The organism is Pseudomonas sp. GW821-FHT03A09, assembly GCF_059421065.1.
Map to the genome: position 1 here is coordinate 287,217 of NZ_JBWKUX010000005.1, position 24,302 is coordinate 311,518.

At 57.3% G+C, this 24,302-nt stretch carries 26 protein-coding genes; 12 read left to right on the forward strand and 14 right to left on the reverse strand.

Features of this window, described 5'->3' with window-relative positions; translation table 11 throughout:
- Positions 1-112: 112 nt before the first annotated feature.
- Positions 113-703: a TetR/AcrR family transcriptional regulator gene (locus tag AC07V4_RS11655; protein ID WP_492636203.1), complete on the reverse strand. Its 591-nt coding sequence runs from the start codon at positions 701-703 to the stop codon at positions 113-115.
- A gap of 174 nt (positions 704-877) precedes the next feature.
- Here AC07V4_RS11655 and AC07V4_RS11660 point away from each other — a divergent pair, with 174 nt between their 5' ends.
- Positions 878-2,287: an efflux transporter outer membrane subunit gene (locus AC07V4_RS11660; RefSeq protein WP_492636202.1), complete on the forward strand. Its 1,410-nt coding sequence runs from the start codon at positions 878-880 to the stop codon at positions 2,285-2,287.
- A gap of 130 nt (positions 2,288-2,417) precedes the next feature.
- Here the strand turns inward: AC07V4_RS11660 and AC07V4_RS11665 are convergent, their stop codons facing one another.
- A complete protein-coding gene (locus AC07V4_RS11665; RefSeq protein WP_492636201.1) occupies positions 2,418-3,365 on the reverse strand; it encodes a LysR family transcriptional regulator in 948 nt (315 codons plus the stop codon).
- Positions 3,366-3,410: 45 nt separating this feature from the next.
- Between AC07V4_RS11665 and AC07V4_RS11670 the strand changes: the two genes are divergently transcribed.
- Complete coding sequence (locus tag AC07V4_RS11670; RefSeq protein ID WP_492636200.1) at positions 3,411-3,989, forward strand: isochorismatase family protein; 579 nt, start codon at positions 3,411-3,413, stop codon at positions 3,987-3,989.
- 429 nt (positions 3,990-4,418) lie between these two features.
- Here the strand turns inward: AC07V4_RS11670 and AC07V4_RS11675 are convergent, their stop codons facing one another.
- Both AC07V4_RS11675 and AC07V4_RS11680 read right to left on the reverse strand, forming a co-directional pair.
- Positions 4,419-4,709: a DUF1330 domain-containing protein gene (locus AC07V4_RS11675; RefSeq protein ID WP_492636199.1), complete on the reverse strand. Its 291-nt coding sequence runs from the start codon at positions 4,707-4,709 to the stop codon at positions 4,419-4,421.
- Positions 4,706-5,563 carry an NAD(P)H-dependent oxidoreductase gene (locus AC07V4_RS11680; RefSeq protein WP_492636198.1) on the reverse strand — a complete coding sequence of 286 codons (858 nt, stop codon included), beginning with the start codon at positions 5,561-5,563 and terminating at the stop codon, positions 4,706-4,708. The genes AC07V4_RS11675 and AC07V4_RS11680 overlap by 4 nt, the downstream gene beginning before the upstream one ends.
- Positions 5,564-5,669: 106 nt before the next feature.
- On the opposite strand from AC07V4_RS11680, the gene AC07V4_RS11685 reads away from it, so the two are divergent.
- On the forward strand, positions 5,670-6,560 hold the full coding sequence (locus tag AC07V4_RS11685) for a LysR substrate-binding domain-containing protein (RefSeq protein ID WP_492636197.1): 891 nt from the start codon (positions 5,670-5,672) through the stop codon (positions 6,558-6,560).
- 272 nt (positions 6,561-6,832) lie between these two features.
- On the opposite strand, the gene AC07V4_RS11690 is transcribed toward AC07V4_RS11685, so the two are convergent.
- Positions 6,833-7,873 carry a hypothetical protein gene (locus tag AC07V4_RS11690; RefSeq protein WP_492636196.1) on the reverse strand — a complete coding sequence of 347 codons (1,041 nt, stop codon included), beginning with the start codon at positions 7,871-7,873 and terminating at the stop codon, positions 6,833-6,835.
- A 237-nt stretch (positions 7,874-8,110) separates the two neighbouring features.
- On the opposite strand from AC07V4_RS11690, the gene dusA reads away from it, so the two are divergent.
- Positions 8,111-9,097, forward strand: a complete 987-nt coding sequence (gene dusA / locus AC07V4_RS11695; RefSeq protein ID WP_492636195.1) for a tRNA dihydrouridine(20/20a) synthase DusA — start codon at positions 8,111-8,113, stop codon at positions 9,095-9,097.
- 216 nt (positions 9,098-9,313) lie between these two features.
- On the opposite strand, the gene AC07V4_RS11700 is transcribed toward dusA, so the two are convergent.
- Positions 9,314-10,066 carry a hypothetical protein gene (locus tag AC07V4_RS11700; RefSeq protein ID WP_492636194.1) on the reverse strand — a complete coding sequence of 251 codons (753 nt, stop codon included), beginning with the start codon at positions 10,064-10,066 and terminating at the stop codon, positions 9,314-9,316.
- 404 nt (positions 10,067-10,470) lie between these two features.
- On the opposite strand from AC07V4_RS11700, the gene tal reads away from it, so the two are divergent.
- Positions 10,471-11,397: a transaldolase gene (tal, locus tag AC07V4_RS11705; protein WP_492636193.1), complete on the forward strand. Its 927-nt coding sequence runs from the start codon at positions 10,471-10,473 to the stop codon at positions 11,395-11,397.
- A 199-nt stretch (positions 11,398-11,596) separates the two neighbouring features.
- Here tal and rssC read toward each other — a convergent pair whose 3' ends face one another.
- Positions 11,597-12,079, reverse strand: a complete 483-nt coding sequence (gene rssC / locus AC07V4_RS11710) for an anti-sigma factor antagonist RssC (protein WP_003172602.1) — start codon at positions 12,077-12,079, stop codon at positions 11,597-11,599.
- Entirely contained in the window at positions 12,079-13,260 is a 1,182-nt protein-coding gene (gene rssB / locus AC07V4_RS11715) for a two-component system response regulator RssB (RefSeq protein ID WP_198761422.1), read from the reverse strand. Before rssB ends, rssC begins: the two co-directional genes overlap by 1 nt.
- A 276-nt stretch (positions 13,261-13,536) precedes the next feature.
- Here rssB and AC07V4_RS11720 point away from each other — a divergent pair, with 276 nt between their 5' ends.
- On the forward strand, positions 13,537-13,833 hold the full coding sequence (locus tag AC07V4_RS11720) for a PilZ domain-containing protein (protein ID WP_492636192.1): 297 nt from the start codon (positions 13,537-13,539) through the stop codon (positions 13,831-13,833).
- A 57-nt stretch (positions 13,834-13,890) separates the two neighbouring features.
- Here the strand turns inward: AC07V4_RS11720 and AC07V4_RS11725 are convergent, their stop codons facing one another.
- Positions 13,891-14,529 (reverse strand): MlaA family lipoprotein, encoded by a 639-nt coding sequence (locus AC07V4_RS11725; protein WP_492636403.1) that lies wholly within the window; start codon positions 14,527-14,529, stop codon positions 13,891-13,893.
- Between the two features lie 247 nt (positions 14,530-14,776).
- On the opposite strand from AC07V4_RS11725, the gene pcrP reads away from it, so the two are divergent.
- Together pcrP and AC07V4_RS11735 are read left to right on the forward strand one after the other, a co-directional pair.
- The gene (gene pcrP / locus AC07V4_RS11730; RefSeq protein ID WP_492636191.1) at positions 14,777-15,385 is read left to right on the forward strand and encodes an HAD superfamily inactivated hydrolase PcrP; all 609 of its coding nucleotides are present in this window, start codon (positions 14,777-14,779) and stop codon (positions 15,383-15,385) included.
- 110 nt (positions 15,386-15,495) lie between these two features.
- Positions 15,496-15,762 carry a DUF4404 family protein gene (locus AC07V4_RS11735; RefSeq protein ID WP_492636190.1) on the forward strand — a complete coding sequence of 89 codons (267 nt, stop codon included), beginning with the start codon at positions 15,496-15,498 and terminating at the stop codon, positions 15,760-15,762.
- 134 nt (positions 15,763-15,896) lie between these two features.
- Here the strand turns inward: AC07V4_RS11735 and queF are convergent, their stop codons facing one another.
- Both queF and copI read right to left on the reverse strand, forming a co-directional pair.
- On the reverse strand, positions 15,897-16,727 hold the full coding sequence (queF, locus tag AC07V4_RS11740; RefSeq protein ID WP_492636189.1) for an NADPH-dependent 7-cyano-7-deazaguanine reductase QueF: 831 nt from the start codon (positions 16,725-16,727) through the stop codon (positions 15,897-15,899).
- Positions 16,728-16,796: 69 nt separating this feature from the next.
- Positions 16,797-17,318, reverse strand: coding sequence for a copper-resistant cuproprotein CopI (gene copI, locus AC07V4_RS11745; RefSeq protein WP_492636188.1), 522 nt, complete (start codon positions 17,316-17,318; stop codon positions 16,797-16,799).
- A 156-nt stretch (positions 17,319-17,474) separates the two neighbouring features.
- Between copI and AC07V4_RS11750 the strand changes: the two genes are divergently transcribed.
- Both AC07V4_RS11750 and AC07V4_RS11755 read left to right on the forward strand, forming a co-directional pair.
- Entirely contained in the window at positions 17,475-18,155 is a 681-nt protein-coding gene (locus AC07V4_RS11750; protein WP_431749449.1) for a heavy metal response regulator transcription factor, read from the forward strand.
- Entirely contained in the window at positions 18,152-19,498 is a 1,347-nt protein-coding gene (locus tag AC07V4_RS11755) for a heavy metal sensor histidine kinase (protein ID WP_492636187.1), read from the forward strand. Before AC07V4_RS11750 ends, AC07V4_RS11755 begins: the two co-directional genes overlap by 4 nt.
- 104 nt (positions 19,499-19,602) lie before the next feature.
- Here AC07V4_RS11755 and AC07V4_RS11760 read toward each other — a convergent pair whose 3' ends face one another.
- The 3 genes from AC07V4_RS11760 to AC07V4_RS11770 are packed head-to-tail and all read right to left on the reverse strand — an operon-like array spanning position 19,603 to position 22,848.
- On the reverse strand, positions 19,603-20,847 hold the full coding sequence (locus AC07V4_RS11760; RefSeq protein ID WP_431750961.1) for a lipoprotein-releasing ABC transporter permease subunit: 1,245 nt from the start codon (positions 20,845-20,847) through the stop codon (positions 19,603-19,605).
- A 59-nt stretch (positions 20,848-20,906) separates the two neighbouring features.
- Positions 20,907-21,590 (reverse strand): lipoprotein-releasing ABC transporter ATP-binding protein LolD, encoded by a 684-nt coding sequence (gene lolD / locus AC07V4_RS11765; protein WP_492636186.1) that lies wholly within the window; start codon positions 21,588-21,590, stop codon positions 20,907-20,909.
- Positions 21,591-21,597: 7 nt separating this feature from the next.
- A complete protein-coding gene (locus AC07V4_RS11770) occupies positions 21,598-22,848 on the reverse strand; it encodes a lipoprotein-releasing ABC transporter permease subunit (protein WP_492636185.1) in 1,251 nt (416 codons plus the stop codon).
- A 94-nt stretch (positions 22,849-22,942) separates the two neighbouring features.
- On the opposite strand from AC07V4_RS11770, the gene AC07V4_RS11775 reads away from it, so the two are divergent.
- The gene (locus tag AC07V4_RS11775) at positions 22,943-23,527 is read left to right on the forward strand and encodes a PilZ domain-containing protein (protein WP_492636184.1); all 585 of its coding nucleotides are present in this window, start codon (positions 22,943-22,945) and stop codon (positions 23,525-23,527) included.
- A 44-nt stretch (positions 23,528-23,571) separates the two neighbouring features.
- A complete protein-coding gene (locus tag AC07V4_RS11780) occupies positions 23,572-24,294 on the forward strand; it encodes a glycerophosphodiester phosphodiesterase (RefSeq protein ID WP_492636183.1) in 723 nt (240 codons plus the stop codon).
- Positions 24,295-24,302: the final 8 nt, after the last annotated feature.

Sequence of the window (24,302 nt, forward strand, 5' to 3'; positions counted from 1 at the left end):
CCGAAAAAGCGTGTCGGAACGCAGCACAACCGTGGGCTTGACGCACACCCCTGCGGCTCCAGCTTTCACTGGAGAAGGGGCAGTACACAGGCGATAGACCTAGTGAGGCGATCTATTCAAGAAATCGCCGGATCATGCGCATCAGCGTCGGCGTATACGTTTTGAGCTTGAAATCCCGGTCCAGCACAGAACGAGAGACTGCGCCGTCAAGCAGCGCGATGAGCCAGGTCGCCGCGACCTTCGGGTCCAAGGTCGCATCGATCTGACCCTGGATGATCCCGCGCTGGAGAAGCGCGACCAGATCGCCCTTGATCGAAGCCTCGCTGACAGCAACCAAGGCTGCCATTTCAGCGTTGCGCATGGACTCGGCAACCACTTCAACACCGATCTTGGCGTAGATAGGATCGGCGCACTGCTTCAAGAGATCCTTTACCAATTGTTCAACAGCCACTATGGCGTCGGGTTCACTGGCCAGTTGAGCAAAGCGCTCACTCATTTCGCGCCGGTCCTCCTCCACGATGGCCTCAATCACTGCCTGCTTATTGGGGAAATAGTGAAAGAGATTGCCCGGACTCATGCCCGCGACAGCACAGATCTCGTTGGTCGATGTGCCGCGAAAACCTTTTTCAGCGAAGCACATGACCGCAGCCTCAAGGATCTGCTGCAGCTTGGCCTGGTGCTTCTCAGGATCAACTTTTCTCATTTCTTCTCCGTAGAGGCCAATGCTGATGTATGCCCCTTTCATTAGATCGACTACTTAGTCTAGTATTTAGGAAGCCCCAGTCACAGTCAAGCAACGACACGAAAGGATCTTTCCGTGAGCCGACAGGCAACCCCTTATCTCAGGCAAAGACCGCCCCTGTTCGCGGCCATCGTCATGGCCGTCGCGTTGGCGGGCTGCGCAAAGCTTGGCCCGCAGCCAGACAGCGCGCAGCCCGTTGCAACCGACTGGGCGAACCGTGGCGCCGTGCATCGCACCCCGAGTGTCGACGCTGCTCAATGGTGGAAGGCGTTTGATGAGGCGGTGCTGGATGCGTTGGTTGCACAGACGCTTGAACAGAACCTGACGTTGTTGCAGGCCAGCAATCGCTTGCAAGCCGCCCGGGCGCTAGCGAGAACGGCCGCAGCTCAACGATTGCCGCAGGTGGGCGCAAGCGCTGAAGGTCGGCGCCAGAAGCGTCTGTCCGGCCGGGCCGAAAGTGACTTTGAGCGCACCTCGGAAGACGACCTGCAGTCGCCTTCCGGATCGCGAGCCAGCAGCTACTTCCAGGCAGGTTTCGACGCCTCCTGGGAGCTGGATCTGTTCGGACGCCTCGCGGCTACCGAAGAAGCCGCCCACGCAACAGCCGGTAGCGCGCTGGCCGAGTCGCGAATGGCGCGTGTTTCCGTAGTCGCCGAAGTGGTGCGCAGCTACATCGAACTACGTAGCGGACAACGCCGCCTGGCGCTTCAAAAAGAAAACCTCAAAGATCAAAACCGTCTCGTAGCGATGACACGCGACCGCCGCGCTGCCGGTATCGTGGGCGATCTCGACATTGATCGCAGCCTGACCGCAGCCTCGGAGACAGCGGCGCAGTTGCCGTTGCTTGAGCAATCCATACAGCAAGCCGCCCAGCGCATCGCCGTGTTGACCGGTAAAACCACCATTGACTCCCACTTACTGAAACCGATGCCACAACCCGTGGCTGAGCGCTTGGCGCTGCGTGTTCTACCGGCGGATCTGGTGCGCGTGCGCCCGGAAATCCAGCGTGCAGAACGCTCGATTGCACAAGCCAGCGCGGAGCTGGGTATCGCTGTTGCCGACCTCTACCCGCGCATGACTCTGGTGGGCGACATTACCGCCAAGGGCGACCTGATCGGCACACCTCTAGCCAAACGCGCGACAAACGCATCGGCGGGACTGTCCATCCATATCCCATTGCTGGATTGGGGCGCTCGCCGCGCGGTGGTGAGTGCGCGTGAAGCAGGTTTGACGGAAGCGATCTTTGCGTACCGCCTGGCCGTGCTTGAAGGCATCGAAGATACAGAAAATGCACTCAACGCCATTGATGTTGGGCGCCGCAGAGCCTTTGAGGAAGAGACTCGCCTCGCCGCCGCCCAGCGCACGGTCAGCCATGCCGATACGCTTTATCAACGCGGTATCACGGACCTGCTCGACCGTCTCGACGCGACAAAGGCTTTGCGCGAAGCGCAACTGAGCAGAGCGGACGTTGTCGAGCAGCAGGCACTGGCTGTGGTCGCGCTGTACAAGGCAGTCGGCGGAGCGAGCCTGGAACCGGTTCAGTAGCTTTGCGCGACCGTAATACTCAGCTGACTGCTTTGGGCGATGACGTCATCGAGTTATAGCACCGCCCCATAGCTATCCCCCACTAACTTGCGAGAATTGACCATTAGCTACCCTCTGAGAAAGCTGCGCGTTAGTGATCGTGCAGTTGGATCCGCTCGGAGAGCAGGTCGACGAAGGAAACCACCTTTGGCGAAAGATGACGTCTCGTTGGGTAGAGCGCATTCACGGGGATCGCTGTCGAGCACCAGTCGACGAGCAAGGGCAGCAAGCGCTTATGGCGCAGGTCATCGGTGCAGAAGAGTTGGGGTAGCCATGCGATCCCCACGCCCATGAGGGCGGCCTCGCGAACGATCTCCATGTCATTGACCGTCAGTCGTGGGGTAACGCGGACTTCGACACGTTTCCCCTTCGACTCCAGAGGCCAGATGTGCGGTGCGGCTCCGCCGCCGAACGCGATACATGCGTGACTCGTCAGTTCCGCAGGTGTCTTCGGGACGCCATGGCGCTTGCAGTACTCGGGGGCTGCGACCAGCATGAACTTCGCTTTTCCGAGATTGCGCGCAACAAGGGTCGAATCGACAAGTTCTCCCGCTCGAATGGCCACATCGAAGCGCTCCTCCACGAGATCAACACGACGATCGGAGCACACCATCTCAACGGCCACGTCCGGATGACGAATCAAGTACTCGGCGACGATCGGGCCGAGCGTGCTGGACGACATGGGAGCCGCGACCCGCAGCACGCCGCGCGGAGCCCCACGCATTCCAGCCACCGCGCTCTCAGCCTCCTCGATGTCGCTCATGGCCGGGGAAACACGCTCGAAGAGCAGACGGCCCGCCTCGGTGAGGCTCAGTTTACGCGTCGTGCGCTGGATGAGCCGCTCATCGACCCGCTCCTCCAGGTCGGAGATCTTCCGACTCACTGTGGACTTTGGCAGGTTCAAACGTCGCGCGGCCTCACTCAGACTCCCCGCCTGAATGACCCGTACGAAAATCAAGAGCTGATTGAGATCGATCGTTCTATTCATGGAACAATGTTGCCAATAAACCATTGCTTGTGCAAGAAAATGACGAAACATATTGTGTTCATGGAGAGTCGACAATCACCAGATAGGAAGCAAGCCATGCATAAGAATGTCTACACCGCAGAAAACGCCGCGATGCTGCTGATCGATCATCAGACGGGAACGATATCTTGGACACGATCGCATGACGTCGAGCAAATCAAGAGGAACGCCGTGCAGCTCGCGAAGATCGCCAAGGGCGTCGGCATGCCACTGGTACTGACCTCAAGCATGGAGGAAAACCTCCAGGGCCCACTGATTCCCGAGCTAGAGGAGGTCGTACCGGACGCCTTCGCCAAGCGGGTCAAGCGCACGGGAATCGTGAACGCGATGCACGACCCGAACTACAACAACGCGGTCAAAGCCACAGGAAGAAAGAAGGTGATTGTCGCCGGCATCACAACCGAGGTCTGTGTCGTCTTTCCGGTGCTCCAGTTGCTTGACGAGGGGTATCACGTTCAGGTTGTCACGGACGCGTCTGCTTCTTTCACAAAGATAGGAGACGACGCCGCGCTACGGCGTATGGAGCAGGCCGGAGCCGTGATCACATCGACAGCACAAGTCGTGTCGGAGCTGGCCATCGACTGGACTACCCCGCAAGGACGCGTGCTCTCCCAGTTGCTTGGCCTCGAGGGGTGACAACAACTTTCTCCCCCTGGAACGAGGGACGACGAGCAACACGCTCAGCCGCCGTGATGTGCTTTGCCTCGGCGGCACTACACAGAGTAAACGGGACGGTTTTATTTAAAATTGAAGCTAGAGTATTAGGCGCAAAATAAATCTGTCCCGTTTACCTGTCCCGTTTACCCCATCGATGTTGGGCGCCGCAGAGCCTTTCCGGTTCAGTAGCTTTGCGCGACCGTAATACTCAGCTGACTGCTTTGGGCGATGACGTCATCGAGTTATAGCGCCGCCCCATAGTTATCCCCCACTAACTTGCGAAATTTGACATTAGCTACCCTCTGAGGCGGATAACTCCAAGTTGAGCTTTACGGTTTGGCTAAACGACTAGAATCAGAAAGTTGCAACGTTTCGAAAGGATACGAACCTCTACCAACCCGCAAGGCATTACGCCAAATCGCCTTGGATAATTATCATCTCGCGCTTGTAAGCACGTAATGCAATCAACCTTGCTTCAGCATAGTCAGGATCAATATTGCAGGCTTTGGCCTGTTCATAGCTTGGAAACTCGACAGCCAATACCCGCTTAGTGGTCACAGATTCCACCAGCACGCCGGGCTCTAAAAGCCTGACCCTAGCACCATATTTTTTGCTTATCGGCGCCCAAAGCCGGCTGTATTCTTTTTGTGCATCGGCGTCGACTACATCCGTCCCCAGAATGATCCAATAGCCTTTCACTGGGATTCCCCCCGTGAAGATTCAATCTCGTTGAAGCATGAGGTTTGTGAGTTCTTTTCATCTTCAAGGCGCGGCTGCGCAAAGCTGATTGCCGACTCCTCAAAGGTCTGCTCTGCGCGCGGATTCCACTGGACGCCAGAGCGGGCGATGACACCGGGCTTGAGTTGTTGATGCTCGTCGTAATCCCGACGGGGGTGGAGGAACAACGGTTGGAGTTCATCCAAGTTAGACAAGCGCTCAACATAATCCCGCAGGTACTGTTCGCGCTGCAGATGGCTCACTCGCGCAGGCATCCAAGCGGCATAAGGTGGTAGGACAGTGAAGCCGGTGTAGGCAAAAATCCCGTTATAAATGGGCCAAAGAATATGGTGCAGATCGCCATCAACTCCGTTGGGCTCATATAGAGTGCTGGCCGTGCCTGTGGTCAGGCTTAGCATTGCTCGCTTGCCCTTGAGGAGTCCGGTTTCATACTTGCGCCCGGAGGAGTACGCGAAGCCACGGCTAAAGACCCGATCGACCCATCCTTTGAGTATTGCTGGCATGGAAAACCACCACATCGGGAACTGAAAAATGACCAGGTCGGCCTCGGCGACTTTTGATTGTTCACGCTCGACCTCGCGGCACACTGTCGCACTGGCCTGCGCATGCTCTTGTTCGTTAGATGGATCAAAATAGTTTGCATCGGCACGATCGCCAAACTCATCTGGGTGAAGCGCAGAACTCCACCCCATGGCGTACAAGTCGCTGACCTGGACTTTATGCCCTAGCGCTTCAAGAGTGCGCACAGCGGTCTTAGTCATGGCGCCGTTGAATGACTTAGGTTCGGGATGAGCGTGGATGATCAGAATATTCATGTCTTACACCTCCATAGCTTTGTACGATTGACGGAGTCATTGTCATGGCCTCGCTAATGCCGTACAAACCATCTGTTTTATCGCTATGGTAGAGAATAACTAAACTATGCGATCTGATACTCCGCTTAAGGCCATTGCTTGTTTTGACGCGGTTATGCAGACCGGTAGCGCGTCGTTAGCTGCTCAACAGCTGTTTGTCACGCCGGGTGCAGTGAGCCAACAGATTCGCAAGCTTGAGGAGTGGCTGGGCGTTCCTTTGTTCGTGCGCACCGTGCGCAAATTGCAACCGACCGAACAGGCGACGCACTATTGGGAACAGATAAAACCTGCGCTGCAGCAGATTGACGAAGCCAATGCCTCGGTACAGCATCGACACGAATCTCAAGTGCGTCTGAGCATGCCGCCAGCGTTCGCCAACACCTGGTTCGCGAGACGCATGCCCTCTCTAACCGGTCGATATCCTGGCCTGGAGCTTCATCTCAGCGCGTCAGCCGAAAACGTGGATTTCAACGCCCACACATACGATCTGGCTGTCCGGTACTTCGACGGCCAGGACGACAATCTGAATGTCCTGTTGCTGCTGCCTGACGAAGTGAGCGTTTATTGCAGCCCCGCTTATCGGGAGTGGCTCCAAGCGTTAAATGTGGGGGACATGACGCGAGCGACCCTGCTAGTAACGACCTCGCACTCAAATTGGTCGCGATGGCTCGCGCAGGTCGGACTCTCCTTCGACGGCATGACAAGCCATCTACGTTTCGACCAGTCGGAAATAGCCATCGATGCGGCACGGCGAAGTCAGGGTTTGGTGCTGACCAGCCCATGGTTGGTAGAAGAAGATCTGGATAAGAGCCACTTGGTACAGTTATTTGCGCACAAACTGCGCACTGGAAAGGGTTACTACCTAATCACGAGTAAGGATCGGCCTCTCAACGCAGCCGCCGTGCAATTGCGTGACTGGTTGATTGCTGCTGCACAGGGCAGTGATGACCAAGGGTAATCGAAGCCCACTATGCCGAAATCATCACGGCTCATCCGCCAAAGCGCGAAGTCGACTAGGCCGGCGCGGCCTGTTTTAGAGTAAACGGGACGGATTTATTTAAAATTGAAGCTAGAGTATTAGGCGAAAAATAAATCTGTCCCGTTTACCTCGTCCCGTTCACCTTCAGTTTGCGTCAATTTGAATAGGTTAGCGGCATGAAGCCTGATAGCTGAGCCGAGAAAAACAAGGGAGTAACCTGGCTTGCACCAGGTACTCCAGTTAGCAATTTCTCAAGCATTCGCTATGCAGGCATCAGCCTTGATGTTGCACCCATCAAGAAAATCACTCATCCCATCCCAAGTAGTTACAAGTTTATAGCTATGAATTTCCTCATCGCCATAGATCTTATCTACCTTGATAGTTGGCAGTTTTGATATCGACTCAAGGTTTGCACTGGCCAACCCTGCCTGTAATTTTTTTTGCACATCGCGCGCAGACCGTATATCCGACCTAAAGAGTTCAGAAACAGTTTTCTTTATTTTATCAGGATCCAAAGTCACTTGATTATAAGAATGATTCTCCGTGTGGACAACGTCATAAGCGACACCGATTTTCTTGAAAGCATCCGTGAGATCCAGATGAATATCTTCAGGAAAAATGCCCGCATAATCCACAACCGACTCAAAGGAAATAAAGCTCTTACTTACGCCTGCAAAGTCAATATTAGTCGCCTCATTAAAAAGAAGCTTCTTAAACTTTTGAACCGTCCAAATATTTGGCGCTTCCGGCTGATTAGGGAAAATTCTTTTAGACGTTTCAGTAACCGCATCCGCACCTGCAAGAAAATCTGCAATTGCACGAAAACCTTCGCTGTCATTTCCTGAACCGATTCTTGTCAAACCAATTCGGGCAGTTGAAGACATGCCAAAATTCGGAGAACGAAACTTCATACAAAACGGACGAAAATGCTCATCCTCACCATCCTGAGCATTCCACAAGAACATAAACTCTACAACAGGCTTAGAACGCGGATTCAACCGATTATAGCTCTCTCTCAAAAAATTTATTACGCTCTTGGATTGCCCATCAATATCAAAATACTCATTGGTCTTTATGACCCCCTCAAGAGCCCATCTCAACTCTTGAATAATTTCAAGACCACTGCGTATATCTCCACAAAAAGCAACGCAAAGGTTATTTGAAACCCTGTGAATTTTCTGAACACAATTATAATACTTAGCACCCTTAACACCCGGATATATGATAGTAGCCTGAATATCAGCCACACATATAAAACCATTAAAACAATTACCACCAACGACCCAAGTCATATACCCTCCATGGTGAACGCGCATTGTGCGCCTGATACTAATTTGGACGCTGCCCAAATACAACTCATGCTGAAAAGACACAAACGCTCTCAGACCCACCATGACGCAATCAAGCAACCCTACGAAAAAGCAGCACAAGATGGTTTTCTCGAAATGGTGAAAGGCACGGCTAACACCTCCCCGCGACCCATCCCTGATAAACTGTGCCCCATCCGCCTCGCTGACTCAGATCCCCCAATGCCCTTACAAACCGCCCCACTCTCCCGCCGCTTCTCCGTCGCCCCCATGATGGATTGGACTGACCGCCACTGCCGGTTCTTCCTGCGCCTGCTCTCCAAACACGCCCTGCTCTACACCGAGATGGTCACCACCGGCGCGATCCTGCATGGCGATCACGAGCGCTTCCTGCGCCACAACGAAGCCGAGCACCCGCTTGCACTGCAACTGGGCGGTAGCGTCCCCGCAGACCTGGCCGCCTGCGCGCGCATGGCCGAGGCGGCCGGTTATGACGAAGTGAACCTGAACGTCGGCTGCCCCAGTGACCGCGTTCAAAACAATATGATCGGTGCGATCCTGATGGCCCACCCGGCGTTGGTGGCGGATTGTGTGAAGGCGATGCGCGATGCGGTTTCGATTCCGGTGACGGTGAAACATCGCATCGGGATCAATGGGCGCGACAGTTATGCCGAGTTGTGTGATTTCGTCAGCACTGTGAAGGACGCGGGGTGTACCAGTTTTACAGTGCATGCGCGGATTGCGATTCTGGAGGGGTTGTCGCCCAAGGAGAACCGCGATATTCCACCGTTGCGCTATGACGTGGCGGCGCAGTTGAAGCGGGACTTTCCTGAGTTGGAGATTGTGCTCAACGGTGGGATCAAGACGTTGGAGCAGTGCCATGAGCATTTGCAGACGGTTGATGGGGTGATGTTGGGGCGAGAGGCTTATCACAACCCGTATTTGCTGGCGGAGGTGGATCAGCAGTTGTTTGGCAGTACCCGACCCGTGATCAGTCGGGCGGAGGCGCTTGCGCAGTTACGGCCTTATATTGCTGAGCATTTGGCCAGTGGTGGGACGATGCATCATATTACGCGGCATGTGCTGGGGCTGGGCACTGGGTTCCCGGGGGCGCGCAAGTTCAGGCAGTTGTTGTCGGTGGATATTCATAAGGCTGCTGACCCGTTGGCGTTGTTGGATCAGGCTGCGGGGCTGTTGGAAGGGCGGTGAGTGTCAGCGGATAGATTGGTAACTGGCACACCGCTATCGGGGGCAAGCCCCCTCCAACATCTGGTGTGGTGTACATCAGAAAAGTGTCAGTGCCTGCAAGGCCGTCATCGCAGGCATCGCAGGCAAGCCAGCACCCACATTTCAAGTGTGATGTCTTAAGCTCAGAGTGGATCAAGTGCAAGGGCACGGCATTGGCTGCCGGCCCTTGCTGCGGTTTTACAATTTTTCCGGCACTGTTCCATTGGGTACAGTTACCCATGCGTCTGCCTTGCGGTCATATCGTTTCCAAACACTCTCCGTTCTAAGTTTTCGGTAAAGCGTATCGAATGTGGTGCCGCCAAGAATTTGAACTTGAACTTCACCACCGGCAGCCTTGCAGTTAACCAGCCCTAGAATGGGTGAATTCGGGTTCACCTGAAGTGCATACACCGCCTCTCCAAAGGTTCCAGTGGTAGCGTAGTCCAGTGCAAAACTTACAAATTGGCTTTGCGGAGTGTCGCTGGACTGTAACGCGAGCAGTCGCATTGTCGTGTAAGTGGCAGTGGGGAAATCCGCCTGATGCAGGTCGGGCCCGTCGATGGCCCAGTACTTTTCGGGCGTGCCGCCGTTTTTAATGTATCTCTCCAGGTCGTTCTGGGCCTTGGCATAGATCACGCCCGCCTTCAGCTTCTGGACATGCCAATTGTTGGTGTCTGCGTTTTCATACGCGCGATACACCCAGGTGGCAGGCGCCGTCACTCTGGAATCGGTGATCTTGCCTCCATAGGTCGAGGTCAGTTCATTTTCCTTTTCAAGGGTGCGGCTCCCCATCGGTTTACCAGCCTTGGCGGTGTCGATGATTGCGCGCATCTCCTGGGTATCGTAGCAACCGGCGGTGAGGGCCTGCTGCACTGTTGTTACATCGGCAAATACCGCCGTTGAACATATAAAACCCATGGCAGCGACTAGCGTTGATATATTCCGTTTCATCATATCTCTCCTTTGCTTTTTAACTAGCGAACAAGCAGATTACTAATGGGAAGACACACACGCACTTCGCCGCGAACAGTTAAGTCCTCAGAATTTTTATCGGCATATTCAGCGTCTGCGAATCAGGTATAGCACAGGCAAAAACAGCAACCAATAAACTTAAATAAAATAAAGTTTTCACAACTTCAAAACAGTGAAATTGAATATATAAAGACGGCGGCTCGGGGTGCGTCCACCCAGAATGAACCTACCCCCGATTTTGCCCTCCTATTTAGCAGCACAGCCAGTCATTCAAACGGCTGTTTTCACGTTATTGCCCTCGCAAACGCTCGAACGCGTTTGCGCCCTTGAGCGCCTGCCGGTGCTCGGGTAATGTCATCAGACCCACAGGACAGAGCACGCCCATGACTTCCAAGCTGGAACAACTCAAGCAATTCACCACTGTCGTTGCCGATACCGGCGATTTTTCGGCACTCGCCAAGCTCAAGCCACAAGACGCCACCACCAACCCTTCCCTGCTGCTCAAGGCTGCGTCGATTCCGGCTTATGCCAAGCTGCTGGATGAGGCCGTGAAGGACTGCAACGGCGATGTAGGCCTGGCCAGCGACCGTTTTGCGGTGGCGGTGGGTCAAGAGATTCTCAAAGTGGTGCCAGGCCGTATCTCCACTGAAGTGGATGCCCGCCTATCGTTCGACGAAACCGCCATTCTCAAACGTGCGCACCGTCTGATCGACCTGTACGACAAGGCCGGTGTTGGCCGTGACCGCGTGCTGATCAAGATCGCTTCCACCTGGGAAGGCATCCGTGCGGCGGAGAAGCTGGAAAAAGAAGGCATCCAGACCAACCTGACCCTGCTGTTCTCTTTCGCCCAGGCTGTGGCTTGCGCAGAGGCTGGCGTATTCCTGATTTCGCCGTTCGTGGGCCGTATCTACGACTGGTACAAGAAGGCCAACGGCAACGACTACACCGGCGCGGATGATCCGGGCGTGCAGTCGGTGACGCGCATCTACAACTACTACAAGGCCAATGGCTACAAGACCGTAGTGATGGGTGCAAGCTTCCGTAACCTGAGCCAGATTGAAGAGCTGGCTGGGTGTGATCGCCTGACCATCAGCCCGGATCTGCTGGAGAAGCTGGCGGCAGATGAAGGCAAGCTGGAGCGCAAGTTGGCGCCGGGCCATGCCGGTGAGGCACGTATTCATATGGACGAAAAGGCGTTCCGCTGGGCGTCCAACGAAGATGCGATGGCAACTGAGAAGCTGGCAGAGGGGATTCGTCAGTTTGCTCGGGACCAGGAGAAGCTGGAGGCGTTGTTGACTGCCAAGCTGTAAAAGCGGCGGCGGCAAAAAGGGCGGTACCCTTCGCGGGTACCGCCCTTTTTTATGCTCAGCAGATCTGAAGCCCAGCTCAATTCAATGTGGGAGGGGGCTTGCCCCCGATAGCGGTGGGTCAGGCGCAGATACCTTGGCTGACACACTGTCATCGGGGGCAAGCCCCCTCCCACATTTTGATCACATTTCAATTGGGGAATCAGTGGCGCTCGAGGGCATTGACGAGGTCGTGGAAGGCTTCGCGGTTGGACTCGTTCAAGCCCATCAGGATCTTGTGCGCTTCCAGCACCTTGACCCGTACCACTTCCTCGGACTGGTCCTGGGATGGCAGGTCGGTCAGGCATTCCGGGCAAGGGATCGGGCGATCAACGATGTTGAACACCTGGTCGAACCCCATGGACTGCAGCAGACGGGTGATGTCTTCGTGGGTGGTGACGACTGTCGGCAACAAGCCGACCTTCTGCCGAGACAGAATGGACAACTTGGCCAACAGGCCCAGGGTGGTGCTATCGATGCTGCGGGTTTCGGTCAGATCGATCACGATCGCCGAGAAGTTCAGCGCTGTGAAGATCCGCTCAATCGTCGCATCCAGCGCCGAACACAAGGTCAGGCGCACTTCACCGACAAACTTCAGGACGAAGGTCCCGTCTTGCTCGGCGAATTGGATTCTTCCGGTACTCATCAAAGGTTCCTGCTCAACACCAATAGGGCGATATCATCCGGCATCTCCCCCAGCGTGGCCAATCCAAACACTTGCCGCAGGCCATCCAGGCTGCCGCCCGCCGACTTGACCTTTTGGGGCAAGGCGGCTTCTTTCTCCTTGAGTGTAGGCTCTGGAAGAAGGTCGAGGATGCCGTCGGACATCAGCGTGAGGCTGAAGGTCGGCGGCAGTTCCAGGATGTGGTCTTCGTAAGTGGCTTCATTGAACAAGCCAACGGGCAGACCACGCCCTTCCAGGTAACGCACACTGTCAGGAGTGTATAGAACAGGCATCGGCAGGTGACCGCCAATGCTGTAGGTCAAAAGACCGGTTTCTTCATCGATCACGCCGCCGACCATCGTCACGTGCTTGCCCAGCTTGCAGCTGATCAGGCCCCGATTGATGTGGCCCAGCACCTCGGAAGGGGTGAACTCCGGCAAGGTACCATTGCGCTTGGATTCAAATAACAGCCGTGTGGTCATGAACTTCAACAACACGGTCACAAAAGCAGAAGAAGCGCCGTGGCCGGAGACATCGGCCAGGTAGAACGCCACACGCCGCTCATCCACCCGGAAGTAGTCGACAAAATCACCCGACAGGTACAACGACGGAATGATCTGGTGAGCGAACTTGAAGTCGTCGATGGTCCAGGGGCTGACCGGCAGCATGTTCATCTGCACCTGGCGACCGGCGTTCTGGTCTTCCTGGAGCAAATTCAAGCTGGCTTCGAGTTCGCGGTTGGCGGTTTCGAGCTTCTCGCGGTAGCGCTGGTTTTCGACCAGCAGGCGTGCACGATCCAGGGCGCGGCGCACCGAGTGCTCCAGCACGGCCAAGTCTTCCAGGGGCTTGATCAGGTAGTCGGCGGCGCCCAGGCGCAAGGCTTCGACGGCATCGTTCATCACGCCGGCACCGGACACGACAATCACCGGCGTCTGCGGAGCAAGCTCGGTCACCTGGCGGATCAGCTCAAGGCCGCCCATCTGGGGCATGCGCAGGTCGCAGATCACAAGGTCGGGCTTGTCGCGCTCGAACACCTGGAGACCCTGTTGGCCATTGCCGGCCTGCAGGACGCTGAAGCCACTGTCTTCCAAATAGGCCGCGAGGCTCGCGCGCACTACTTCGTCGTCATCGATTATCAGCAGCGTGGCACTGGTTTTTTGCATGTGGGCAAACGGCGCCAGAATTAGGTTGGCGTAGGTGGCTCGACAATGGCCGGGCTCACGTACTGGATTCGCTTTCTAGCCTCTCTGTCCTACAAAGCATAGGCAATTAACCCACGCACAACTGTAAAGCAGAGGTGCCCTTCTAAGGCGCAGACGGTACTCCCATCCGTCAGGGGTTTCAAGCTCATGCCGATGGTCGCTGGGCGTCTTTACACCGCAAATCACCGGGAGTTATAAGAACACCCACCACCACAACACAAAGTAAGGATGGAACCCATGAGCGAACACGAGCGCGACTACGCCGAAAAACGCGATTTCATCCGTATGCGAGTAGATGCCGATGTGTCGTTGATCCACGCCGGCCAGGAGATTGCCGGGGTTTGCCTGGATCTCTCCAGCTCCGGTATGCAGGTGCAGGCCCCTCGACAATTCAACGTGGGTGACCAACTGACGGTGCGCATCGATTCGGAGCACGCAGCCCTCAAAGGCCTGGAGGCAGACACTGAAGTGGTGTGGACCAAGGCCGCGGGGGATGAACAGCACCTGGGCCTCAAGATCTTGAAAATGCACTGAAATCCGCCCACAAAAAAGGCGACCGCCAGGGTCGCCTTCATTTCAAAGCATCACGATTTAAAAATCGTCGACGACCTTGCCATCCTTGACCTTGAACTCACGGTTCTGCAGGTAAGCGTTACGGATGAAGGTGTATTTGTCGCCAGTGATCAGTTTCTCGCTGTCCAGCAGGCTGGCACGAGTATCGATAACGTTCAGGCCAAAGGTGCTGTTACGCCAGCCGATATCGTTCATGTAGCGATACGGTTGGGTGTAGGTGTCGACGTATTTGGACGGTGCATCACGCAGGGTGCTTGGGCCCAGCAACGGCAGCATCACGTAAGGACCGCTGCCAACGCCCCAGTAGCCGAGGGTCTGGCCAAAGTCTTCGTCATTGCGGTGCAGCCCCATTTTGGTGCCGACATCAATAAAGCCCAGCACGCCAAAAGTGGTGTTCACCAGCAGACGAGCGGTGTCGACACCCGCCGCGTGCGGCTTGAGCTGCAACACGTCGTTGGCAAAGTTGCCAACATCACCGATGTTGCGGAAGAAGTTATGGATGCCCGTCTGTACGAACTGCGGAGTGACGAACTGATAGCCTTGAGCCAATGGCTTGAGGGCGTAGGTGTCAACCGTGTCGTTGAAGGTGAAGATCGGGCGGTTGACGCTTTCCCATGGGTCGTCTTCCGACGCAGCCTGAGCGGCGAACGGGGCCATCAGAATAGTGGCACACACAGATAGCTGAGCGAAATACTGGCTCCAGCGCATAGCTTTAGCTCCTTGAATAGTCTGTCATGGGCGCTATGCCCTGAAGAAGACCGTCAGTATATGACGGAAGTATCAATTTAGGCAGCCAGTAGGAAACGTCATATAGAAAATGCACAAAATCCCTACAATCTCCTGCCAGTGTCATCTGCTTGTCATCCCGCCTCGCTAGCGTCACAGCTATTTCAGGGATGTCGAAATGCCTCAAGCCGAAATTGCCGTCGCCAGCGCCCCTTCCTTGACCGCCGTGCTGTTCGGCTTGAGTGGCTGCCTGGTGGATTTCGGTTCCCAGGCACGCACCGATTCGCCCTCTCCCGACTCCCAAGCCACTCCTGGCGCGCTGAAGATCCTGCGTAGCCTCAAGGACCAAGGCGTGCCCTGCGCATGGCTGGATGAACTGCCCGCCTCAATCACCACGCCATTGGCTGCGACACTGCCTGGCTGGCTGAAAGCAACATCACCCTCCTCCATCCGCTGGCCGGCGCCTCATGCGTGCTGGCAAGCCTTGATGGAATTGAACATCGAACGCCTGGAAGGCTGCGTGCTGGTCAGCGGTGAGCCGCGCCTGCTGCAATCGGGTCTGAATGCCGGGCTGTGGACCATCGGTTTGGCGTCCTGCGGCTCACTCTGTGGCCTGGCGCCCGAGCAGTGGCAGGCACTTACCGAGCAACAACGCGAGCACAAGCGCGGTAAAGCCACGGTGGCACTGTATGGACTGGGTGTACACTCGGTGATCGACCACCTGGGCGAACTCGGCACCTGCCTGGCGGACATCAGCCTGCGCCAGCTCAAAGGCGAGAAGCCCTGACACGGATCATGCACAGTCGACGCCAGTGGATTAATCTACAGGTCAGCTCGTAGACCTTTCTCGGCGTGCCGCGGTCTATGCCAGTGCCTATCGATAAAAGGAAACACGTCATGCCTGATCGCAAAAAACTGGAAGAACAGGTCGAAATCCTGCGCGGGCAGTTGGAACAGGAACCGCCGCTGCCGGAAGAAAAACGTGAAGCGCTGGAAGCCTTGATTGCCAAGTTTGAATTACAACTTGAACTGGAGCCGGCCACCCAGACACCCAGCATTTCCGACGATGTGAATCAAGCGGCCATCGAGTTTGACGCCGAACACCCGGTCATTTCCGGGACCTTGCGCAATATCATGATCACCCTGGGTAATATCGGGATCTAATCTGCCCGTCAGCCAAGCGCAGATCAAAATGTGGGAGGGGGCTTGCCCCGATGGCGGAGTGACAGTCACAGAGTCTGTGTCTGAACCTCTGCTATCGGGGGCAAGCCCCCTCCCACATTGGTTTTGTATAAAGGCTACTGGCGGGCCAGGCGCACGTTCTGGAACGCCACATCTTCAGTACTGCGATACGGGTTGATATCCAACCCGCCACGACGTACATACCGCGCATACACCGTCAATTTCTCTGGCTTCAGCAAGCGCTGCAGGTCCAGGAAGATGCGCTCCACACATTGCTCATGGAAGTCCGAGTGCTGGCGAAAGCTCACGATATATTCCAGCAGGCTTGCGTGATCCAACGCCGAACCACGGTATTCCACCACCACACTGCCCCAATCAGGCTGGCTGGTCACTGGGCAGTTGGACTTGAGCAGATGGCTATGCACGCTCTCCTCGACGATGCGTGAATCGTCGCAGCGCAGCAGTTCCGGGCGCGGGTGCTCATAGTTGCTGACGCTGATATCCAGGTCATCTATGCACACACCCGGCAACGCCATCACACCTTCGGCCTCAATGTCGGCCAGCTTGCGAATGCGCACGGTCACGGGCTTGCCGGCAGCGGCGCTCAGGTCGGTGCGCAGGGTCGCTTCCAGGCTGGCCGTATCAGCAAACGCGGTCTGGTTCAGCGAGTTGAGGTACAGCTTGAAGGACTTGGACTCGATAATGTTAGGCGAGTCGGCCGGGATGCTGAACTCACCGATAGCCACCACCGGCTTGCCTGAAGGCAGCAGCCAGGACAATTCGAAGCAGTTCCAGAAATCCACGCCCTTGTAAGGCAAGGTCTCGGCGCTCAGTCCCAGCTCGGCCCACTTGGCGGCACGAGGAATCGGGAACAGCAACGAAGGGGTGTAGGTGGAGATGTATTCACTGGACTTGCCCAGCGGCGAATGTTCGGCTGCGGGATGCATGGCGGAAACCTGGCTAAATAAACCGCACCAGTCTACCAGCCTTTACTCCCGCGCCTAAACGGCAGCGGATCAATCGACGTTAAGCTTGCCGACCATACCCGCCTGATAATGCCCTGGCAGGTTGCAGGCAAACTCCAGTCCGGTGGCCTTGGTAAAGGTCCACGTCAGCTCAGCGGTCTTGCCGGGCTCCACCAGTACACTGTTGGGGTCATCGTGTTTCATGCCTCCCATATCGCCATGGCCCATGGCGCTGTGGTCCATCTTGCCCATGCCGGTAGAGGTAAGCATCCCGCTGGCCTGCATCTGTAGCATTTCCTTCTGGTGTTCGGCGTGCATCGCCGCGTCGCCCAGATTGAATTCGTGGAGCAACTGGCCTTTGTTGACGAGTACAAAGCGCACTGTCTCACCGGCTTTTACGTCCAAAGATTTGGGCGAAAAGGAAATGTCCTGCAGCACAACTTCTACGGTGCGTGTGGCCTTGCTCGCCGGCGCCGGCTGGCCGAACGCATAGGTGTGTGCCGCGTCAGCCACCGCATCAAGGCTTAACGCCAACAGGCAACCTGCCAACAACAAAGGTGTACGCAACGCCATTTCTCACTCTCCAATATGTGGGTTAAGCCTGCGATGCACTCTAAGATAGCGCCGCTGCCAGCCACCTGACTGCTAGATTACAACTTTGTCAGGTTGCGCCCATCCCCTGGCACCCAAGGTATAAAGCCCGTCGTAACCCGTTGCCAAGAGCTGCCCATGAAATTGCTGATCGTCGAAGACCAACCCAAAACCGGTCAATACCTGCGCCAAGGTTTGGCCGAAGCTGGCTTTACCACCGAGCTGGTGGCTGACGGCACCACGGGGCAGCACCTGGCGCTGACCGGCGACTACGACCTGCTGATCCTCGATGTCATGCTGCCAGGCCGAAACGGCTGGCAGATTTTGCAAGCCGTTCGCAGCGCCGGTCTGGACCTTCCGGTGTTGTTTCTCACCGCCCGCGATGCCGTGGAAGACCGTGTGCACGGCCTTGAGCTGGGGGCCGATGATTACCTGGTCAAACCCTTCGCCTTCTCTGAGCTACTGGCCCGGGTACGCAGCCTGTTGCGCCGAGGCAGCAGTTCGCCCCAGGAAACCACCCTGCTACTGGCCGACCTGCGCCTGGACCTGATCCGGCGCCGTGTCGAGCGAGATGGCCAGCGCATCGACCTGACCGCCAAGGAGTTCGCCCTGCTGGAATTGCTGCTGCGCCGCCAGGGCGAAGTACTACCCAAGACCCTGATCGCCTCTCAGGTGTGGGACATGAACTTCGACAGCGACACCAACATCATCGAAGTAGCGATCCGCCGGCTACGCCTGAAAGTCGACGACAACTACCCCAATAAACTGATCCACACCGTACGTGGCATGGGCTATGTGCTGGAGGAGCGCGTCAATTGATCAAGCGCCTGTCCCTATCCAGCCGCCTGGCACTGCTGTTTGCCGCGTGTACGGCAGTGGTTTCGTTGCTGGCTGGCGTACTGTTCAACCGCGCCAGCGAGGCGCACTTCATTGAGTTGGACCAGCAGCAACTCGACAGCAAGCTGCTGGCATTGCGCGCAACCCTGCAGGGTGTCGACTCGCCAGAGTCATTCGCCCGCCACGAAGCACAACTGCGCGGCGAGCTCCTTCACCAGCAGGACCTGACGCTGCGCATCACCGCCGCAGGCCAGCGCTGGCTGGACGATGCTCCCGACATCACCCTGCCCGAAGCTCCCGGTCTGCACAGCCTGCAAAACGCGGGCACCGACTACCGGGTATACAACGCGCCCTTGAGAGCAGGCCAACCTGACTCACCGAAGCTGACGCTGATGCTGGATATCACCCATCACCAACACTTCCTACAACGCATGCAACACCTGATCTGGCTCACCGTCGGCCTCTCGGCCCTGGCCACCGCCCTGCTCGGCGCGTGGGCGGCACGCAGTGGGTTGCGGCCATTGCGGCGCATGGGTGAAGTGGCTGCCAGCGTGTCCGCCCACTCTTTGACCCAACGCCTGCCCCAGGAACAAATGCCGGTGGAACTGGCCGAGCTGGCACAGGCGGTCAACGCCATGCTGGACCGCCTGGACGATGCTTTCCAACGCCTGTCGGCATTCTCCGCCGACATCGCCCACGAACTGCGCACCCCCCTGTCGAACCTGTTGACGCAGACCCAGGTCATCCTCACTCAACCGCGCCCACTTGAAGATTATCGCGAGGCGTTGCACAGCAATCTGGAAGAGCTGCAATGGATGGCACAGTTGGTGAATGACATGTTGTACCTGGCCAAGGCGGATCATGGTTTGCTGGTGCCTAAGCGGGAAACCTTGGTGCTGGCAGATGAGGTTGACACATTGCTGGAGTTCTTCACCCTGTTGGCGGAGGACGGGCAAATCAGCCTGGTGCGCGAAGGCACGGCCCGTACAACGGGTGATCGCGGGATGTTGCGTCGGGCATTCTCGAATTTGCTGGATAACGCATTGCGGTTTACCCCGCCAGGTGGCGAAGTGCGTGTGCGGATAGACGATGGAGTGAGGCTTTCAATAGAGAACACCGGGGATGGTATTCCTGCGGAGCTGCTGCCAAGGTTGTTTGACCGGTTCTATCGGGCCGATCCGGCGCGGCGGGAAGGCAGCAGCGAGCATGCAGGGCTGGGGTTGGCGATTACCCAGTCGATTGTGCGGGCCCACGGCGGGAGGATTTATTGTGAGTCGGAGGCGGGGTTGACGCGGTTTGTGATTGAGTTGCCCAAGGGAAGTTGATGCAGCTGGGCCGGCCCCATCGCAGGCAAGCCAGCTCCCACATTTTGAGCTGTGAATACATTCCAATGTGGGAGCTGGCTTGCCTGCGATGGCGGCCTAAAGGCTTAAGAATATCTCAGGGCATGCGCCGGTTCGATCTTCGCCGCCCGATACGCCGGATACAGCGTCGCCAAGAAGCTCAACACAAACCCTGCCGTGCAAATCAGCAACACATCACCGCCCTGAAGCTCCGAAGGCAGGTTGCTGACGAAGTACACATCCGAGCTGAAGATATGTTGCCCGGACACCCGCTCCAGCCAGCCCACCAGCTCACTCACGTTCAATGCCGCAATCACGCCCAGCACGCCACCAATCAGGGTGCCGACGATACCGATCACCGTACCCTGCACCATGAAGATCGCCATGATCTGGCGTGGCGTGGCGCCGATGGTGCGCAGGATGGCGATATCCGCGCCCTTGTCGTTCACCACCATGATCAGGGTGGCGATGATGTTGAACGCAGCCACGGCAACGATCATCAGCAACAGCAGGCCGATCATGGTCTTTTCCATCTTCATCGCACTGAACAGGCTGCCCTGGGTATGGGTCCAGTCGTCAGCCTTGTAGGCCGCGCCCAGGCTGGCGGCGATATCCGCCGAGACTTTGGGTGCCGCGTACAGGTCTTTCACCGCCAGGCGCACGCTTTGCACCTGGTTCGGTTGCCAATGCTGAATTTCCGCGGCGTCGGCCATGTGGATCAAGGCCATGGAGCCATCCAGCTCGGCGCCGACCTTGAAGATGCCCACCACGTTCAAACGCTGCATGCGCGGGGTGATCCCCCCCGGCGCAGTGCTGACTTCCGGGACGATCAGGGTCAGCTTGTCACCCACGTTCAGGCGAAAACGCCGTGCGGTGATTTCGCCTACCACCACGCCGAACTCGCCGGGCTTCAGGTCATCCAGTTTGCCCTGCACGATATGCTGGGCCACGATCGACACCTTGCCTTCCTGGGCCGGGTCAACGCCGCTGATCTCAATCGGCTGCATCGCACCTTTGTAGGAGAACATACCGTCCATCTGCGTGAACGGGACGGCAGCGGTCACTTGTGGGTTCTTCATCGCGGCGGCGGCCACCGGCTGCCAATCATCGATCGGGTTCACGCCAACGATGGTGGCGTGGGGCACCATGCCGAGAATGCGCGAGCTCATTTCGCGCTGGAAGCCGTTCATCACCGACAACACCACGATCATGGCCAATACGCCCAGGGCGAGGCCGATCATCGAAGTCATCGAGATAAACGAAACAAAACGGTTGCGGCGCTTGGCGCGGGTATAGCGCGTGCCGATGAAAATCGATAACGGTCTGAACATTCGCGGGCACCGTTGAAAAAATTAAAAAGCCCGACGCCAGGCGCCAGGCTTGAAACGGGTCAAATGGCGACCAGATGACCTTCCTGCAGGTGCAGCACGCGATCCATCTGGCGGGCCATGCTCATGTCATGGGTCACCACCAGGAACGCGGTGCGCATCTGGGTGCTCAGTTCCAGCATCAAGTCCTTGATGCCCTGGGCGGTGTGGGAGTCGAGGTTGCCGGTCGGCTCGTCGAGCATCACCAGGCCCGGGTTGTTGACCAAGGCACGGGCAATCGCCACACGCTGGCGCTCACCACCGGACAGCTCAGCCGGCTTGTGCTCCAGGCGATGACCGAGGCCTACACGCTCCAGCAACGCCTTGGCACGCTCGCGCGCTTCGGGAATCGCGATCTTGCCGATCAACAACGGCATGCACACGTTTTCCAGGGCGGTGAACTCCGGCAACAGATGGTGGAACTGGTAAACAAAACCGAGCGAACGGTTGCGCAGCTGACCACGGGCCTTCTCGCCCAGGGCCGACAATTCTTCGCCTGCCAGCCAGACGCTGCCTTGGGACGGCGTATCCAGCCCACCCAACAGGTTGAGCAAGGTACTTTTGCCAGAACCGGAACTGCCGACGATCGCCACGCGCTCGCCAGGGTGGAGTTCAAGCTGCAGGTTGGACAGCACCACCACCGACTCCGGGCCTTCCTCGTAGGATTTGCCCAGGTTGCGGCAGCTCAGGATTGCTTTTTCACTCATGCCCGATTCACTCATAACGTAAGGCCTGTGCTGGCTGGGTACGTGCCGCGCGCCAGGCTGGATACAGGGTGGCAAGGAAACTCAAGACCAACGCCGCGCCGCCCACCATCAACACGTCCTGGGCCTGAACCTGGGACGGCAAGTAGTCGATGAAGTAGACGTCGGCGTTGAGGAACTTGTGGCCGATGACTTTTTCCAGCGCGGCGATGGCGGCGCTGACATTCAATGCCGCCAGGATGCCGACGGCGGTGCCGATCAAAGTGCCGACCACACCGATCACGGTGCCCTGCACCATGAAGATCGCCATGATCTGACCCGGTGTGGCGCCGAGGGTACGCAGGATCGCGATGTCGCCCTTCTTGTCGTTCACCACCATCACCAGCGTGGAAATGATATTGAACGCGGCCACGGCGACAATCAGCAGCAACAGCAGGCCGATCATGGCTTTTTCCATGCGGATGGCCTGGTACAGGTTGCCGTGGGTGCGGGTCCAGTCGCGGGCGTAGTACTGGCTGTCGCCCAAGTGCTGGGCGATTTCCCAGGCCGTGCGCGGCGCGTCGAACAGGTCATTGAACTTCAGGCGCAGGCCCTGCACCTGATCCGGCTGCCAGCGATGCAGGCGGGCCAGGTCAGTGAGGTTGGTCAGGCCGATGTAACCGTCGATCTCACCGGCGCCGACGTGGAAAGTGCCGACCACAGTGAACCGCTTCATACGCGGGAACATACCGGCCGGAGTCACGGTGACTTCCGGCGCGACGAAGGTCAGCTTGTCGCCGATGCCCACGCCGAGCTTGGTCGCGGCCTTGTCACCGATCACGATGCCGAAGCTGCCGGGGGTCAAATCATCGAGTTTGCCCTGCAGCATGAACTTGTCGATGATCGAGACGTTGCGCTCCTGTGCCGGGTCGATGGCGTTGAGCAGGATCTTCTGCACTTTGCCGTCATTGGTCAGCAACCCCTGCATCTGGGTAAACGGCGCGACAGCCACCACCTTGGGATTCTGCTTGACCTTGTCGGCCAGGCTCTGCCAGTCACTGATGGGCGAGTCACCCTCGATGGTCGCGTGGGGCACCATGCCCAGCACGCGGGTGCGCATCTCATGATCAAAGCCATTCATCACCGACAACACCACGATCATCACGACCACGCCCAAGGCGAGCCCGATCATCGAGGTCAAGGAAATGAACGACACAAAATGATTGCGACGCTTTGCACGGGTATAACGCGTGCCGATAAATACGAAGAGAGGTCTGAACATGTCGGGGCTTGTTCGGAGGAAAAGAAGACGTCCCGGTGGCGGGGTCTGGTAAGCAGCTTTACACTCTGACCATTACCGTTACCTGGGGTTCGCCATGTCGACATTAGATGAAGAAGAACGCCGCGAATACTACCGTATCGCCGACATGATCGCACTCCAAATCAAAAGCCTGTCCGCCCCCGAGGCCGCGAGCAAGGAAGTATTGCTGGATGATTCACCGCTGTTCAATCTGCTCAGCGAACTGCATCTCAGCGAATTCGAAGCCCAGCACCTGTTGCGCCAGATCAACGAGAAAGATCGCAGCCTGGCCGCCTTCCTCAAAGTGCAGAACAAACGCCTGGACCTGCTCAGCCAGGTCATGGCCCGCGGCCTGCTGAGTGAAGTCGGCGCCCCGCAGCCAGTGATCATTTCCGAAGGCGGCATCGACTTCCAGCACCCCACGCCCCTGGTACCCGGTGCACACCTGGCGGTCAAGCTGGTGCTGATGCCCCAGGCGCTCGGCTTGCTGCTGCGTGCAAAGATCACCCATTGCGACCCTAAAGGCGACGGCTTTGACGTGGGCACCGAGTTCGAGTCCATGACCGATGCCCAGCGCCAGCTACTCGCCCGCTATATCCTGCAGAAACAGGCACAGGAACGACGCCTGGCGCGGGAACAGAGCGACGCCCAAGACACCTGAATTGATATTCACCCCGCCAGACAACCTGGCGTAAAGGAGCAACTGTGACCCTGATTTACGGCCATCGCGGTGCCAAAGGCGAAGCACCGGAAAACACCCTGACCAGCTTTCAGGAATGCCTCAAGCACGGTGTACGCCGCTGCGAACTGGACTTGCACCTGTCCATGGACGGCGAGCTGATGGTCATCCACGACCCGACCCTCAAGCGCACCACCGATCGGCGTGGCAAAATCGTCGAATACTCGGCAGCGGACCTAGTGAAAATGGACGCACGCAAAGGCGGCCCGGGCTGGGTCAAGCCTTGCCCGATCCCACGCCTGGAAGAATTGTTCGAACAGTGCGACTTCGATCACTGGCAACTGGAAGTCAAAAGCGCCTCGCGCACCCGTGCTGCCACCACCGTACTGGCGATCCGGGAGATGGCCGTACGCTTTGGCCTGATGGACAAGGTCACCGTAACCTCGAGCTCGCGGGAAGTCTTGAAGGCAGCAGTTGAACTCACCCCGGACCTGTCACGCGGCCTGGTCGCCGAGTACGCCTGGCTCGACCCGTTGAAGGTCGCGCAGAACTACGGCTGTGACATCCTGGCGTTGAACTGGACGTTGTGCACCCCTGAGCGTCTGGAAAAAGCCCAGCGCCAGGGGTTGCACGTGTCCGTGTGGACGGTCAACGAACCTGCGCTGATGCGCAGGCTCGCCGACTTCGGCGTAGATAGCCTGATTACAGACTTTCCCGGTTTGGCCACTGCCACCCTCGAGAATTACTGAAATCGGTC

Bases quoted from the DNA above. Each gene is read 5' to 3' on its own strand.
- AC07V4_RS11655 (WP_492636203.1), bottom strand. From the start codon at position 703: ATGAGAAAAGTTGATCCTGAGAAGCACCAGGCCAAGCTGCAGCAGATC.
- AC07V4_RS11660 (WP_492636202.1), top strand. From the start codon at position 878: ATGGCCGTCGCGTTGGCGGGCTGCGCAAAGCTTGGCCCGCAGCCAGAC.
- AC07V4_RS11665 (WP_492636201.1), bottom strand. From the start codon at position 3,365: ATGTTTCGTCATTTTCTTGCACAAGCAATGGTTTATTGGCAACATTGT.
- AC07V4_RS11670 (WP_492636200.1), top strand. From the start codon at position 3,411: ATGCATAAGAATGTCTACACCGCAGAAAACGCCGCGATGCTGCTGATC.
- AC07V4_RS11680 (WP_492636198.1), bottom strand. From the start codon at position 5,563: ATGAATATTCTGATCATCCACGCTCATCCCGAACCTAAGTCATTCAAC.
- AC07V4_RS11685 (WP_492636197.1), top strand. From the start codon at position 5,670: ATGCGATCTGATACTCCGCTTAAGGCCATTGCTTGTTTTGACGCGGTT.
- AC07V4_RS11690 (WP_492636196.1), bottom strand. From the start codon at position 7,873: ATGACTTGGGTCGTTGGTGGTAATTGTTTTAATGGTTTTATATGTGTG.
- dusA (WP_492636195.1), top strand. From the start codon at position 8,111: ATGCCCTTACAAACCGCCCCACTCTCCCGCCGCTTCTCCGTCGCCCCC.
- AC07V4_RS11700 (WP_492636194.1), bottom strand. From the start codon at position 10,066: ATGAAACGGAATATATCAACGCTAGTCGCTGCCATGGGTTTTATATGT.
- tal (WP_492636193.1), top strand. From the start codon at position 10,471: ATGACTTCCAAGCTGGAACAACTCAAGCAATTCACCACTGTCGTTGCC.
- rssC (WP_003172602.1), bottom strand. From the start codon at position 12,079: ATGAGTACCGGAAGAATCCAATTCGCCGAGCAAGACGGGACCTTCGTC.
- rssB (WP_198761422.1), bottom strand. From the start codon at position 13,260: ATGCAAAAAACCAGTGCCACGCTGCTGATAATCGATGACGACGAAGTA.
- AC07V4_RS11720 (WP_492636192.1), top strand. From the start codon at position 13,537: ATGAGCGAACACGAGCGCGACTACGCCGAAAAACGCGATTTCATCCGT.
- AC07V4_RS11725 (WP_492636403.1), bottom strand. From the start codon at position 14,529: ATGGCCCCGTTCGCCGCTCAGGCTGCGTCGGAAGACGACCCATGGGAA.
- pcrP (WP_492636191.1), top strand. From the start codon at position 14,777: ATGCCTCAAGCCGAAATTGCCGTCGCCAGCGCCCCTTCCTTGACCGCC.
- AC07V4_RS11735 (WP_492636190.1), top strand. From the start codon at position 15,496: ATGCCTGATCGCAAAAAACTGGAAGAACAGGTCGAAATCCTGCGCGGG.
- queF (WP_492636189.1), bottom strand. From the start codon at position 16,727: ATGCATCCCGCAGCCGAACATTCGCCGCTGGGCAAGTCCAGTGAATAC.
- copI (WP_492636188.1), bottom strand. From the start codon at position 17,318: ATGGCGTTGCGTACACCTTTGTTGTTGGCAGGTTGCCTGTTGGCGTTA.
- AC07V4_RS11750 (WP_431749449.1), top strand. From the start codon at position 17,475: ATGAAATTGCTGATCGTCGAAGACCAACCCAAAACCGGTCAATACCTG.
- AC07V4_RS11760 (WP_431750961.1), bottom strand. From the start codon at position 20,847: ATGTTCAGACCGTTATCGATTTTCATCGGCACGCGCTATACCCGCGCC.
- lolD (WP_492636186.1), bottom strand. From the start codon at position 21,590: ATGAGTGAAAAAGCAATCCTGAGCTGCCGCAACCTGGGCAAATCCTAC.
- AC07V4_RS11770 (WP_492636185.1), bottom strand. From the start codon at position 22,848: ATGTTCAGACCTCTCTTCGTATTTATCGGCACGCGTTATACCCGTGCA.
- AC07V4_RS11775 (WP_492636184.1), top strand. From the start codon at position 22,943: ATGTCGACATTAGATGAAGAAGAACGCCGCGAATACTACCGTATCGCC.